13 protein-coding genes and 3 pseudogenes are annotated in these 13,646 nt (G+C 67.1%); 7 read left to right on the plus strand and 9 right to left on the minus strand.

Translation table 11 applies throughout. The features are described from left to right. Nucleotides 1–112: 112 nt before the first annotated feature. The 3 genes and pseudogenes from ASF22_RS25095 to tnpB all read right to left on the minus strand — a co-directional run. Nucleotides 113–891 (minus strand): IS66 family transposase (locus ASF22_RS25095; RefSeq protein ID WP_244474369.1); only part of this gene is annotated, 779 nt, incomplete at its 5' end. A gap of 1 nt (nt 892) precedes the next feature. After that, a pseudogene (locus ASF22_RS25100) lies at nt 893–1,736 on the minus strand (IS66 family transposase); the annotation flags it as partial. Between the two features lie 28 nt (nt 1,737–1,764). Beyond that, nucleotides 1,765–2,112 (minus strand): IS66 family insertion sequence element accessory protein TnpB, encoded by a 348-nt coding sequence (gene tnpB, locus ASF22_RS20940; RefSeq protein WP_056267967.1) that lies wholly within the window; start codon nt 2,110–2,112, stop codon nt 1,765–1,767. A 545-nt stretch (nt 2,113–2,657) separates the two neighbouring features. Between tnpB and ASF22_RS25105 the strand changes: the two genes are divergently transcribed. Beyond that, entirely contained in the window at nt 2,658–2,822 is a 165-nt protein-coding gene (locus ASF22_RS25105) for a hypothetical protein (RefSeq protein WP_244474370.1), read from the plus strand. Between the two features lie 530 nt (nt 2,823–3,352). Here ASF22_RS25105 and ASF22_RS20950 read toward each other — a convergent pair. Both ASF22_RS20950 and ASF22_RS20955 read right to left on the minus strand, forming a co-directional pair. Continuing rightward, nucleotides 3,353–3,580 carry a diguanylate cyclase gene (locus ASF22_RS20950; RefSeq protein WP_244474371.1) on the minus strand — a complete coding sequence of 76 codons (228 nt, stop codon included), beginning with the start codon at nt 3,578–3,580 and terminating at the stop codon, nt 3,353–3,355. A gap of 44 nt (nt 3,581–3,624) precedes the next feature. Beyond that, a pseudogene (locus ASF22_RS20955) lies at nt 3,625–4,813 on the minus strand (IS3 family transposase). A gap of 168 nt (nt 4,814–4,981) precedes the next feature. Between ASF22_RS20955 and ASF22_RS20965 the strand changes: the two are divergent. Then, on the plus strand, nt 4,982–5,947 hold the full coding sequence (locus ASF22_RS20965) for a hypothetical protein (RefSeq protein ID WP_244474381.1): 966 nt from the start codon (nt 4,982–4,984) through the stop codon (nt 5,945–5,947). Nucleotides 5,948–6,176: 229 nt separating this feature from the next. Here ASF22_RS20965 and ASF22_RS20970 read toward each other — a convergent pair whose 3' ends face one another. Then, nucleotides 6,177–6,563, minus strand: a complete 387-nt coding sequence (locus ASF22_RS20970) for a helix-turn-helix domain-containing protein (protein WP_056176495.1) — start codon at nt 6,561–6,563, stop codon at nt 6,177–6,179. A 105-nt stretch (nt 6,564–6,668) separates the two neighbouring features. Here ASF22_RS20970 and ASF22_RS20975 point away from each other — a divergent pair, with 105 nt between their 5' ends. From ASF22_RS20975 to ASF22_RS20985, 4 genes and pseudogenes are all read left to right on the plus strand, one after another. Then, on the plus strand, nt 6,669–7,415 hold the full coding sequence (locus tag ASF22_RS20975) for an NAD(P)-binding domain-containing protein (protein WP_056267973.1): 747 nt from the start codon (nt 6,669–6,671) through the stop codon (nt 7,413–7,415). Between the two features lie 36 nt (nt 7,416–7,451). Next, nucleotides 7,452–8,444, plus strand: a complete 993-nt coding sequence (locus tag ASF22_RS20980; RefSeq protein WP_056267975.1) for a zinc-dependent alcohol dehydrogenase family protein — start codon at nt 7,452–7,454, stop codon at nt 8,442–8,444. Between the two features lie 53 nt (nt 8,445–8,497). Continuing rightward, nucleotides 8,498–8,644: pseudogene (locus ASF22_RS25110) on the plus strand (IS5/IS1182 family transposase); the annotation flags it as partial. Nucleotides 8,645–9,066: 422 nt separating this feature from the next. Continuing rightward, complete coding sequence (locus ASF22_RS20985) at nt 9,067–9,681, plus strand: LpxA family transferase (protein WP_056267978.1); 615 nt, start codon at nt 9,067–9,069, stop codon at nt 9,679–9,681. 59 nt (nt 9,682–9,740) lie between these two features. On the opposite strand, the gene ASF22_RS20990 is transcribed toward ASF22_RS20985, so the two are convergent. The 3 genes from ASF22_RS20990 to ASF22_RS21000 form a co-directional block, all read right to left on the minus strand. Then, a complete protein-coding gene (locus tag ASF22_RS20990; protein WP_056267980.1) occupies nt 9,741–10,064 on the minus strand; it encodes a YnfA family protein in 324 nt (107 codons plus the stop codon). A gap of 187 nt (nt 10,065–10,251) precedes the next feature. After that, entirely contained in the window at nt 10,252–10,986 is a 735-nt protein-coding gene (locus tag ASF22_RS20995; protein WP_056267983.1) for an SDR family oxidoreductase, read from the minus strand. A gap of 83 nt (nt 10,987–11,069) precedes the next feature. After that, nucleotides 11,070–12,308 (minus strand): MFS transporter, encoded by a 1,239-nt coding sequence (locus tag ASF22_RS21000; protein WP_056267986.1) that lies wholly within the window; start codon nt 12,306–12,308, stop codon nt 11,070–11,072. Nucleotides 12,309–12,451: 143 nt separating this feature from the next. Here ASF22_RS21000 and ASF22_RS21005 point away from each other — a divergent pair, with 143 nt between their 5' ends. Then, a complete protein-coding gene (locus ASF22_RS21005; protein ID WP_056267988.1) occupies nt 12,452–13,351 on the plus strand; it encodes a LysR substrate-binding domain-containing protein in 900 nt (299 codons plus the stop codon). Nucleotides 13,352–13,646: the final 295 nt, after the last annotated feature.

The following is a 13,646-nucleotide window of genomic DNA, read 5'->3' on the forward strand; positions in this document are numbered from 1 at the left end:
ACGAAGCTTCAAGCGCGACATGCCCCGACGCGGCAACTGTATCCAGCGTGTCGCACGGTCGGTGGTAGCGTACGCCTTCGGTGAAGGCCGCGTTCGTGGTCCCGGCGGGGTGTCAGGCGGCGATCTGCCGGCGCTGAGGCTGGGTCCAGTTCCACGGCAGCAGATCGTCGATACGCCTGGCGGGATGGTCGGGTAGCCGCGTGAGTACGTCGGCGAGCCAGGCCTGGGGGTCGATGCGATTGAGCTTGGCGGTTTCGATCAGCGTGTAGAGGGCAGCGGTACGATGACCGCCCGCATCCGATCCGGCGAAGGTCCAGTTGCGGCGGCCCACCGCGATGGGACGGATGGAGCGTTCGGCAGCATTGTTCGACAGGCAGATCCGTCCGTCGTCGAGGAACCGGGCGAAGGCGGTCCAGCGCTTGAGCAGGTAGTCGATCGCCGCTGCCGTGGGAGCCTTGGCCGAGAGCTTGGCGCGGTTCTCCCGCAGCCACGCCTCCAGGTCGGCAACGAGGGCGGCCGAGCGAATGCTTCGGTGCGCGCGGCGTTCATCGGGGGCAAGACCGTTGGCGGCGCGCTCGATGGCGAAGATCGCATCGATCCGCGTCACGGCCTCGATGGCGATCGGAGCCTTCTTTAGATCGGCCAGCTCGAAGAACTTGCGTCGGGCATGGGCCCAGCAGGCCGCCTCGCGGATCGGACCCGGCTTGCGGCCTGGGTCGTACAGCCGGCCGAACCCCGAGAAGGCGTCCGCCTGCACGATGCCGTGGAAGTCGCCGAGCCAAGTCTCGGCATGCGCGCCGGAGCGGTCGGGGGAGTAGAAGTAGGCCGCGGCCGGCGGCTCGGGTCCACCGAAGGGGCGGTCGTCGCGCACCACCGTCCAGAGCCGGCCGGNGCGCGCCGGAGCGGTCGGGGGAGTAGAAGTAGGCCGCGGCCGGCGGCTCGGGTCCACCGAAGGGGCGGTCGTCGCGCACCACCGTCCAGAGCCGGCCGGTGCGGGTCTTCCCCTTGGCCAGGACCGGCACCGGCGTATCGTCGAGATGGAGGCGGTCGGCCGCCCGGACATGGGCTTCGATCCGGGCGACCAGGGGCGACAGAGCGGTGGTGACGGCCCCGACCCAACCGGCCAGAGTCGAGACTTCGATTGGCACGCCTTCATGGGCGAAGCGCTGGCTCTGGCGATGCAGCGGCAGATGCAGGCCGAACTTGGCCATCATCACCTCGGCCAGGAGGTTCGGCCCGGCCCGCCCCCGCGGGATCGGATGGAAGGGGGCCGGGTTCTGCGCGATGGTCTCGCAGTCGCGGCAGGAGAAGCGCTCGCGCACGTGCTGGATCACGACCCAGCGCGCCGGAATCCGCTCCAGAGTCTCGGTGACGTCTTCGCCGAGAGGGCGTAGGCGTGCCCCGCCACAGCAGGCGCAGGTCGTCGGGCCGGGATGGAGAATGCGCTCGCGCGGCAGATGCTCGGGCAAGGGCCTACGAGCGGGCTTGCGCTGGGAAGAGGTCGGGGTGGTATGCGGCTCGGGCTCAGCCGCTTGCGCCTCCGTCTCGGCGAGCGTCTCCTCCAGATCCTCCAACGTCAGTTCGAGCTGGTCGATCCGGGCGCTGCGTTCCGAGGAGGCCCCGAAGCGCTCCCGTCGCAGCCGGGCGACCTCCAGCTTGAGCCGTTCGACCGGGCAGCGAGATCGGTGGGAAGCGGCGGGGGCTCAGGCGCGTTCGGCACACACTGAGAAGAGCATATTCCTCAGCCTCTGTAACGCGTTATCCTCAGCCGACGGCGCTCGGACGCCAGCTCTCCTGCGGCATCCGCCAGTCGATGCCCGAGAGCAGGTAGCCGAGCTGCGCCGTCGAGATCGTCACGGCTCCGTCCGCCACCGACGGCCACAGGAAGCGGCCGCGGTCGAGCCGCTTGGTGTACAGGCACGCGCCCTGGCCATCGTGCCAGATCACCTTGATCAGGTCACCGCGCCGGCCGCGGAAGACGAACAGGTGTCCGGAGTGGGGATCGCGCTTGAGCGTTTCCTGGACGATCATCCCCAAGCTGGAAAAGCCCTTGCGCATGTCGGTGTGGCCGGTCGCCAGCCAGACCCGAACGTTGGCCGGCAGCGGGATCATCGGCCCTCCAGGGCATCGAGCACCCGACGCAGTGCCGCGGCATCGACGTCCCGGTCGACCTTGAGACGCCGACCACCCCCGAGATCGATCTCCATGATCCCGGTCTTACGCCGCGCTCGACGGGGCTGGGCCGCAACATCAAGATCATCCGACCGCAGAACTGGAACCGCCGGCGACGGCTCCGGGGTGATCGCGACGGGCACGAAGACCGGGGCCTGCTCGTCCCCGCCCAAACGGCCTTCCCGAGCCTGGCGTCGCCACGTGAACAGCAGGCCCTGGGCGATCCCGTGCCGGCGCGCCACCGAACCCGACGCAGTGCCGCGGCATCGACGTCCCGGTCGACCTTGAGACGCCGACCACCCCCGAGATCGATCTCCATGATCCCGGTCTTRCGCCGCGCTCGACGGGGCTGGGCCGCAACATCAAGATCATCCGACCGCAGAACTGGAACCGCCGGCGACGGCTCCGGGGTGATCGCGACGGGCACGAAGACCGGGGCCTGCTCGTCCCCGCCCAAACGGCCTTCCCGAGCCTGGCGTCGCCACGTGAACAGCAGGCCCTGGGCGATCCCGTGCCGGCGCGCCACCGAACACACCGACACCCCGGCCTCGTACGAGGCTTCGACGATCCGCACCTTGTCCTCGAACGACCAGCGCCGCCGTCGTTCGGCCCCCTCAAGCACCTCGACCCGCATCGCCCCGACCCGCTGACCTTAACGCCAGCATTAAGGTCAGGCCGCCGTCGTTCGGCCCCCTCAAGCACCTCGACCCGCATCGCCCCGACCCGCTGACCTTAACGCCAGCATTAAGGTCAGGCTTCAGCCGAGTGCGCGATGCCGTCGACCGCGGCCATCACCGGACGCGTACAGACTACACACCGGTGGGTTTTCTCAATAAGGCACAAGCAACTGTCCGATAGGACAGATTCCGGAGCCCCGGAATCCGTTTGAGCTTTCGGGCTATGTCTGGGAGCGTGGTGCGACCGGTCTCATGGGCACTCTCCGGGCTCTCATAGATCGGCCGCGAGCGCACGAGCAGAAAATCCCCATCGTGGATCGACCACGACCACAGAGGAGGGTCCGTGTCCGTTCGGGTGAGGCTGACATGGAGCGGTTGGGCCTGCTGGGATGACACGCTGGCCTCTTGGTTGTCGTCGATTGCAGAAGCGCGGAGGCGAGAATCTCCGTCGGCGGCGCTGGCCACCTCGGGCGGCCCGTCGTCGGACGTATGCCGCCGACGAGTCAGCTCACGATCTCGGTCGTCATGTTGCTAAACGTGAAGGCGACGCGGTTTCGCCTGACCGTCTTGGCTGCGTAGAGTGCGCTATCGCCTCGCTTGAGCAATGTGCCGATGGTATCCCCCCTTGCCCATACGCTCAGGCCTATGCTGACCGTGAACTGCAAGGGATTGGCACGGTCGAGCATCTTATGTGCCGCGCAGATCCGCCGGATGTTCTGCGCCACCGCCATGCCAGCCATCTGGCCTGCCCCCATGCGGTGGCCCAAGTTCGAAGTTAGCGCATCGTCGGTCGCGTGACGATGGCGGGGTGAGCGAGCGGCGCTGAGCCACTTGGTTCCGTTGGCCAGATGACGACCTCTGGTGCAGGTGGCTGGTAGCCCAGCGACGAGTGCGGTCGGATAGTATTGTAGTCTTTCCGCCACTGCTCGATGACGACACTGGCCTCCTTCAGTGTGTAGAACACCTCGCCGTTGAGGAGTTCATCCCGCAGCTTCGCGTTGAAGCTCTCGCAGTACCCGTTCTCCCATGGACTGCCCGGCTCGATGTAGGCGGTCACTGATCCAACCGCCGCGATCCAGTCCTGAACGGCCTTGGCGATGAACTCCGGCCCGTTGTCCGAGCGGATGTGACCGGGCCCCCGCGCAAACTGAACAGATCCGAGAGCACGTCGATCACGTCCAGCGCCTTCAGCTTACGGGCGACCCGGATGGCCAGGCACTCGCGGGTGAACTCGTCGATCACGTTCAGCATTCGGTACTTGCGCCCGTTGTGCGTGCGGTGCTCGACGAAGTCGTAGGACCAGACGTGGTCGGGGTGCTCCGGCCGTAGTCGCAGGCAGGAACCGTCGTTGAGCCAGAGACGCGCTCGCTTCGGTTGCCGAGCCGGGACCTTCAGCCCCTCACGGCGCCAAATGCGTTCGACGCGCTTCACGTTCACCGTCCAGCCGTCACGCCGGAGCAAAGCCGTGATCCGACGGTAGCCGTAGCGCCCATACTGCAGAGCCAGGGCGATGATGGCGGCTGTCAGAGTGGCCTCGTCCTCGACCATCACAGCACACTTGCGCTGGGTCGAACGATGCTGACCCAGGACACGGCAGGCAAAGCGTTGCGACACACCATGCTCGGCAACGACGGAGTCGACACAAGCCCGACGGCGAGCCGGGCTCAGAAGTTTTGCTGGCGCTGCCCTTCGGGTCCCGAAGCTGCCTCCTTCAGGATCAGCTTCTCCAAGGTCAGGTCGGAGATCGCCCGGCGGAGGCGCTGGTTCTCTGTCTCCAGGGCCTTCAGCCGCTTGACCTGGTCACCTTTCAGGCCGCCGTACTCAGAGCGCCAGCGGTAATACGTCACCTCGGTGACCTCGATGGACCGGATTGCTTCGGCAACCTTGCGACCTTGCGAGACCAAGACATCTACCTGCCGCAGCTTGGCGACAATCTCTTCAGCCGTATGCTTCTTCCGTCCCATGATGACATCCTCCACATGACTCAAAGCCATACCTCAGGGAGGACCACTTTTCAGGGGGCAGGCCAGTTTCGCGTCAGTGTTAAACGCCACGACCGGGTAGCCTGCGGACGGTCCACTATAAATCGGCTCAGATCGTAAAGCGGAACTTTGCAGCCTAGATGTCGCTTGGTGCCTGTTGCGGCAGCGCGGCGTGACCTGTACCCTGTGGTCATGTTATCCACGCCGCTGAAAGCCTACGACATCGAGATCCTGACCGATCCGTTCGACCGAGTCGTACATGACGGTTGGTGCTTCGGCCTGCCGCCCGGCATAGATCCCGAGCAATGGCCCATCGATCCCGCCAACGGTTATCCGCTACAGCACGGGTTCACATTGCTGCTTCCCGAAGACTGGCGCTGCCACGGGTCCGAGATCGTAGCCATCTCGTTCTTCGCGTCCGCAGTCGACCTTAACGACGGCGGGGCCATCGTCAAAGCACCTAAGATCGCGGAGGCAATGAAGTCCGCGAAGGCCGGCGAGCCCGAGCCGGAAGATCCCGAACTCGCGGTCTTCTGGCGAGCTGAGCGGTTGGCGCACTCACGCCTCCAGCGTTTTGAAGACGACATAGGGATGGCCTATGCCGCTATGCTGCTCACCAGGGCCGAGTTCGAGGGGCAAGCTTGCTCGCCACCGGATCTTGTTCCCAACCAGTATCGCGACCTGATCGAGTCGCCGGAATGGCTGGAGGTCGGTGCTGCCAAGAGCTACTGGAATCACGAAGGTAAATACAGATGGGTTGGCTCGCCGCCTAACGGGGGGCTATGCGAGCGTCGTGCACTGCGACTGACGACGCGGACGGGCGATCAAAACGCCGGACGAGTGCCTTGCGACAGGTTCGACAGCGAACAGACGGACTACGTCCACCCGCTTTATGAGGCACCCGATGCCCCGGACGGATCGGGTTACCGTTGGCACACTTGGGCGGAGAACAGGCCCGCCAACCATCTTGGGGGAACGATGCGACCGTCGCAGAGCGTGCCGCGGTTCAGTCCTTACTTCATCGAGTTCGAGGAAGAGCTCGGCGGCTACAATTTCGGTGGCGGCAACGCGCAGCTCGACGTGCGGGAGCTGAAGTTCGATTGGGCGTGTGGTTGACGTTAGACCGCTCCAATGCCTCGGTGACCATCCACCTAGTGCACCGACGCACTCGAAAGGTGCACGTCAGGTCAAGAATTTCTTCGCTCTGGCAGCGTGTTAGCGATGATCGGTTTGGTTCGTTAGTCGGTGTCAGTGCACTACCATCGGGCAACTTCGGCTTGGGGGTGGGAGCCGGACCCTGGCCCTTCGCCCGGAAGCGGACGTTCCGCCTACAACCCCGAATGCATCAGCCGGCGACGTCTGCGGACGCGAGGCCCATCGCCTCCCGGCGGGCGAAAGCCCAGTCGATCAGCGCCTCGATGGATGGCCCGAGCGCAACCCCCATTGCGCTGAGAGCATACTCAACCTTCGGCGGCACCTGAGGGTAGACCGTCCGGGTGACGATGCCGTCCTTCTCCAACTCCTTGAGCTGCTGGATCAGCATCTTCTGGTTCACGCCCTCGATCCGCTTCTCCAGCTCCGAGAACCGTAGCGGCACCTTTGCGGCAAAGAGCTGGACGATGATGACGATCTTCCACTTGCCCTCCAGCACCCGCAGGGTCTCGCTGGTCGCCGCCGCCCACACGAGCTGCTGCTTCGGGTCCTCGCAGAACCAATCGCGCCCCGCATTCATACTAACCTCCAGGTGGGCTACCCACCTTTTGGTAGGTTCTTGCTGATCCCTCTACCTACCCATAGTTCCTGCTGCATCGCAACCGACGCGTTCAGGGAACAGGGCATGAAGATCGGCATCATCGGTATCGGACATATCGGCAAGTCCCTGGTCACGAAGCTCAGCGCGGCCGGGCACGATGTGAAGGTGGCCAACTCACGCGGTCCCGAGACCATCGGGGCCGACATACTTTCGTCGGGCGCCCGCGCCGTCACGGCACAGGATGCCGTCGCGGATGTCGACGTCGTCATCCTCTCCATCCCGCCGACCGGTATCCGGAAGATCACCCCTCTGATCCGGGCGATACCCGACAAGACCGTCGTCATCGACACCTCGAACTACTACCCGATGCGCGACGGGGCCATCGACGCCATAGAGGCGGGCCAGGTCGAGAGCCTGTGGGTCTCCGAGCAACTCGGACGGCCCATCGTCAAGGCCTGGAACGCCATCGGTTCGGGCTCGCTGGCCGAGAAGGGTTCACCCTCCGGAACGCCGGGACGCATCGCCATCCCGGTCGCGGCCGACCGCGAGGAAGACCGCCGCGTCGGCCTGCGTCTCGTTGAGGAGACCGGCTTCGACGCCTTCGACGCGGGGTCCCTGGCGGAGTCGTGGCGCCAGCAACCCGGGGCGCCGGGCTACTGCACGGATCTGACGCGTGACGAGATGCCGGGCGCGCTCGCGGCAGCCGAAAGGGCCCGCCTGCCCAAGCGGCGCGACCTCGTGGTGGCGGTGGTCCAGGAGCGCGTCGGCGACGGCCGGACCAACCCGGATGCCGAGTTCGGCGTTCGCGTCGCGCGTGCGATCTGCCTCTGACATCTGACCGGTGCACGCAAGATAAGGAAACGACCCATGACCCGCGTTGTACGTTTTCACGAATACGGTTCCGCAGATGTGCTGCGCATCGAGGACATCGAGGTTCCCGGGCCTGCCGCCGATGAGGTGCAGATTGCGGTTCGCGCAATCGGCCTCAACCGTGCGGAGGTGATGTTCCGCAAGGGCGCCTACCTGCAGGAAGCGAACTTCCCCTCGCAGCTCGGCTACGAAGCCGCCGGTACGGTCAAGGCGACGGGCCGCGACGTGTCCGGGTTCGCCGAGGGCGATGCCGTCAGCGTCATCCCGACCCTCGATATGTCGCGTTGGCCCACCTACGGCGAGGTCATCAACATTCCCGCGTGTTCCGTCGTGAAGCATCCGGCCGCCCTTTCGTTCGAGCAGGCCGCCGCGTCCTGGATGCAGTACGTCACCGCCTGGGGCGCGCTCATCGATCAGGCGAAACTCACCGCCGGCGATGTCGTCATCGTATCGGCGGCGTCGAGCAGCGTCGGCATCGCGGCGTTCCAGATCGCCCGCAGCGTCGGGGCGACGGTGATCGCGACCACCCGCACGAACGCCAAGGCGCAGGCGCTGCTCGATGCCGGCGCGCACCATGTGATCGCCACGGACGGGGGCGATCTGGCGGCGCGCGTGAAGGACATCACCGGGGGCAAGGGGGCCCGCGTGGTGTTCGATCCGATCGGTGGCCCTGCCATCGCGCAGTTTGCCGAAGTCATGGCCGTGGGCGGCATTCTCTTGGAGTACGGTGCCCTGAGCCCGGACGAGGGTCCGTTCCCGCAGTTCTCCGTGCTCGGCAAGAGCCTGACCCTGAAGGGATACCTCTACACCGAGATCGTCGGCGACGACGCGGCGCTTGCCCGTGCGAAGGCCTTCATCCTGGCGGGACTGGAAAGCGGCAAGCTCGATCCGCTGGTGTCGCGGACCTTCCCGTTCGACCGGATCCGGGAGGCGACCCAATTCCTCGAATCCAACGAGCAGATCGGCAAGATCGTCCTCACGCTCGATTGATGGCGCGGATGCCGGGTTCCCCGGAGTTCGGCATCGCATCCCTCGCCAGCGTTCGGCTGTCCCACCGCTGCATCACGGTGGAGAATGGCCTGACGCTGCATCGGTACTGGACGAATGCACGCGCTGCCTGCCCGAAGAAGGCGTCCTGCACGACGTGCAAGGAGCGGCGGGTGACGCGGTGGGAGCATGAAGACGTGCTATGGCGCTTCAGGTCCTGGCCTAAAATTTGACGCGCGGTCTCAACATTCTGGGAAGCCGCAAACTCTCGGCGGACGATCCCCCACCTGAGCGCGGGCTTCGATCGTCCGCCGAATAGGCCGGGAAGCCGTCCAGGGGAGCTCGAACCAAAACCAGCCGTTTCCCGACCGTAGGAACCCGTTCGACGCGATGAACACCCCCTGCTCGCCAGACCGGGACGTCACCCAACCGCAAAAGCCCTCACCTCCGGAATTTGACACGGCCTTGGACCCAACCCGGACGTTCAACAATGCCGTCGCATCGCCCGGAGCCTGCCATCCGAACTCGTGGCGAACGATTGACCGAGGCTGGCACGCCGTAGACGGTACGGCACTCTCCGAGTTGTAAGGACCACGGAGCTGTAAGGAAAACGCGTGCGTGCCGAATGAACATTGTTGATGCGCATATCGCATCCTGGCGTAGTTCGCCCCTTGGCGAGCGGGCGACGGGAGAGGCGTGGGATATCGTGGCCAACGCGGCAGGTTTGGTCACAGGAATTCTGGCGACACTCGACGCGGATTACGAGATCGAGGGCGACATCGCCGTTCATCGCACGACCACGGTCGAGACCGGTGCCGTGATGAAGGGCCCCCTGATCGTCGGGCCAAATTGCCTTGTTGCAGCGGCATGCTTGATCAGGGGCGGATGCTGGATCGACAGCGACTGCATCGTTGGGCCCGGAGCTGAACTCAAGACGACCCTCATGTTCCGAGGGTCGAAGCTCGCTCATTTCAACTTCGTTGGGGACAGCATTCTCGGCAGTGATATCAATCTCGAAGCCGGCTCGATTATCGCGAATTACCGGAACGATTTGGCCGATCCTCGCCTCCGGATCAACTATAGCGGCAAGACAATAGAGTCGGACACGCTGAAGTTCGGCGCGCTCGTCGGAGATGGGTGCCGCATCGGCGCGAACGCGGTTATCGCCCCTGGTGCCATCCTTGCTCCCCGGACGGTCGTACCCCGCCTCGGATTGATCGATCAGCGCACACGCTCATGAGCGTCCCGAAAGCCAGCCGACGACGATCCAACCTCGGCGGACTCTGGCGTACGGAACGCTCATCCCCTTGGGCCGAAGAGGATCACGGCCATGCCTGCGACGCAGATAGCCCCGCCGCTCAAGTCCCAGCGGTCGGGCTGATGTCCCTCGGCAAGCCAGAGCCACAAGATCGAGGCTGCGATGTAGACGCCGCCGTAGGCGGCGTAAGTGCGCCCGGCCGCCTCGCTATCGACCAGTGTCAGCAAGTAGGCGAACAGCCCGAGCGAGACCATTCCCGGCGCGATCCACCACACCGACTTGTCGAGGCGCAGCCAAGCCCAGAAGGCGAAGCACCCGGCGATTTCAGCGAGCGCTGCGCCCGCGTAAGCGAAGAACGTGACCATACCGCCTTCTCACAGATCGTCCCGGTACGCGGTAGGTCCGCTTTCCACCCGACCCGGTCGCAGAGTGGACGGACGGGTCCCGACCCGACCCAGTCGTTCGGGTTATCTGACCCGACGCCCGGGAGCGGACGCTGAGCGAGACACCGCCTGTCCGCCATGGATCGCGGCGCTCCACAAGCGGTCGCGCTTACTTGCCGCCCGTCACGTCGAGGAAGGTACCGGTGACGAACGAGGCCTCTGGGCCGGCCAGCCAGAGGATCGCTCGCGCGACCTCCTCGGGCTCGCCACCCCCTCCCATTGGAATGCTGTCCTTCACGCGATCCACGCGCCCGGCTTCGCCGCCGCTCGCGTGCATCTTGGTGTAGATGTGGCCGGGCCGCACGCAGTTCCTCCGAATGCCATCGCGCACGACCTCCTTTGCGAAGACGATCGCCATGGTCTCGACTGCGCCCTTTGAGGACGCGTAGTCCACGGACTCGCTGGGACTGCCGAGGCGAGCGGAGGCCGAGGAGACATTGACCACCGCGCCCCCACGCCCGCCATGGCGATGCGACATGCGCTTCACGGCTTGCCGCGCGCAGAGGATCGGGCCGATTGCATTCACCGAGAAGACGCGCCGCAGGCGCTCATGGTCCAGGTCTTCGAAGCGAGATGGTCGTGCGATCATGGCGGAATTGTCGACGAGGACATCGAGCCCACCGAACCGGCGGTCGACGCGGTCGAACATCCGCGAGACCTCGGCGGGATCGGCGCTGTCGGCTCGTACGGCGATCGCGCCTCGACCCTCCATCTCGATCGCAGCGCTCAGGTCCTCAGCCGCCGCGTCGTTCGACAGGTAGCTGAAGGCGACGTCGTAGCCGCGCCGTGCCGCAAGACGCACGGTCGCGGCCCCGATGCCACGGCGGCCGCCGGTGATCGGCATCACGGGTGCAGTTCGTGCGGCGTCAGGTGCGTCAGAGGCATCCGAGCGGTCGCCATCGGTGGCATCGGGGTTTTGAACGGAGTTCATGGTTGCCGCGCGAGGTGCGGCGACAGAACGAGCATGATCGGGACGACGGCGAAGGCCGTGGCCGCGGCCGCGACGGCGGCCCAGCGCGGTCCGACCGCATCGCCCAGCGGGCCGTAGAGCAGGGGCGTCGCGACCGCGCTGCCGCCGAGCGTCCAGGTGTAGAACACCGCGAAGGCGCGCTCGACGCGACCGTGCGGCGCGAGTTCCGGCACGGTGCCGTAGAGCACGGAGGACGTTCCGTTCAGCATCAGGCCGAGGAGGGGCAGCACCGCGAGGGTTGGGGCGAGCGGGAGCGCGACGACCAGCAGGATCGCCACCGCCGTGCCCGCCTCGGAGAGGATCACGCAGCGCGTCACCCCGAAGCGCTCCCCGAGCCGGCCGAAGATCGCCTTGCCCAGCGCACCGCCGACGGCCGCGAGGCCGAACGCGACGCCCACCGTCGCCAGGACCGCCCCCTTCTCCTGCAGCAGGAACGGCAGGTAGAGGAGAAAAGCCGGGCGGGCGGCATTGTCGAGCATGCCGACGGCGACGAGGAGCCCGAAGCCGGTCCGGTCCGTCGAGCCGGCGCCGGGCACGGCCGCGTGCGGGCGCGCCGGCGCTTCCTCGCGCGGGACGGGCTCGCGGGGCAGCAGGGTGGCGACCCCGAATGCGACGACGACCCCGAGGCCGGCGGCGAGCCAGAGCACGAGGCGCCAGTCGAGGTGGGTGAGGAGAAGCCCGGCGAGTGCGGGCAGCGCCGCCTTTCCGAGATCGCCGGCGAAGTTGTAGGTGCCGAGCGGCCCCCTCGCCCCCGGCCCATAGGTCCGGGCGATCACCGCCGAGGCGAGGGGATGCTGGGTGCTGCTGCCCGCGCCGGAGAGCGCCAGGGCGACGCAGAGGCCGGTGACACCGCCCGAGGCGCCGGCCAGCGCGTAGCCGCCCGCACCCAGCAACGTGCCGAGAACCAGAACCGCGCGTGCCCCGAGCGTCCGGGCCAGGGCCGTGGCGGGAATCTGCAGGCCGGCCAGCGCGCCGACATAGAGCGAGCGCACCAGCGCAAGGGCGACGTAGCCGAGGCCGAACTCCACCTGCCAGACCGGCAGCAGCACGTAGATCAGGTCCGTGTAGCCGTCGTGCAGGGCGTGGTTGACGCCGATCGTCGCGAGGGTGCGCGTCCGCCGGGGCGCGCGGGTGTCGCCCGCCCCATCCGTCGCGCCCGTGGCCCGCCCGTCCGGTTCCGCCGTGGTCGTCGTCATCGCTCATCCTTCCACGGCCGCCCGCTTCCACGGCCGCCCGCCGCCGACGCCGTAACGGCTACACCCGTGAGGATCCGGCGATGAGGACCGTTCGACTCACGCGACCCGTGCGCTAAGCTCACGGATGCGAGCCCGGAGGTCCGATGCGCCGTCTTCCACCCCTCCATGCGCTGCGCGTCTTCGAGGTCGCCGCCCGGGCCGGCAGCCACGCCGCCGCGGCGGCCGAACTCGGGCTGACCCACGGGGCCGTCAGCCGTCAGGTCGCCGTGCTCGAGGCGTGGTTCGGCCAGCGTCTGTTCGTGCGGGTCGGGCGCAGAAGCGTCCCGACGCCCGCGGCCCGGGCCTTCGCGGAAGCGGTCAGCCTCACCTTCGATAGGCTCGACGCGGCGGCCGAGATCTGCGGCCGGCCCCTCGCCCCGCGGACCCTGCGGGTGAACACGCCCACGACCTTCGCCATGCGTTGGCTGATCCCGCGCCTGGACGGCTTCCACGCGGCGCGGCCGGAGGCGGAGGTGGTCGTCACGACGACCACGACCCTGCACAACGCCCTGCGCGGCGGCTTCGACCTCGCGGTCCGGCGCGAGCCGCGCCTCGGAACGGGAGCGCACCATCCCTGGGGCGCCTACCGTGCGGTCCCCTTCCTGCGGGAGGCCAACACCCTGGTGGCGAGCCCCACCCTGCTCGCGGCCCGCCCCCTGCGCACACCGCACGACCTCGAAGGCGCCACGCTGCTGACGAGCGAGACGCGTCCGGGTGACTGGAGCGACTGGCTCGCCGCCGCCGGCCTCTCCCCCGATACGGGCAGCCGCCGGACGTTCGACCATTATTTCGTCGCCCTGCAGGCGACGGCGGACGGGCTCGGCTACGGCCTCGGGCCCCTGCCCGTCCTGTCCGGCGACCTGGCGACCGGACGGCTCGTCGCCCCGTTTCCGGAGATCGTCGTCCCGCGCCCAGGCTACGTGGCCCTCGTTCCGAACGACGCGGACAAGACGTCGACCCTTTCGGCATTCGTCGACTGGCTCGTCGCCACGGGCGCGCAATGAGATCGGACAACCATCGGGCCGAGCCGGAGACGGCTTCTCTCCTTGCAAAAAGGGCATCTGCGTTCGGCACACTAACCGATCGGTGCGTGAAGTAGCCCCCTCGCGTTCCCTGAGCGAACGCCCGTTCCTGCGACACAGCCTCTCGAGAGCGGACCGACAAGAATCCGCCCGAATTGGTCGTGGAGCGGACGGACAGGCCCGTCCCGAAGCTGGCGTCGGCGTCCCTGAAAGGCGGCACTGACCGATCGTCGGGTGGAGCGGTGCTGGCCCGCGCCGGATCGGCGGGCGCAGCCCG

The sequence above is a fragment of the Methylobacterium sp. Leaf87 genome (assembly GCF_001422775.1).
Taxonomy (GTDB): domain Bacteria; phylum Pseudomonadota; class Alphaproteobacteria; order Rhizobiales; family Beijerinckiaceae; genus Methylobacterium.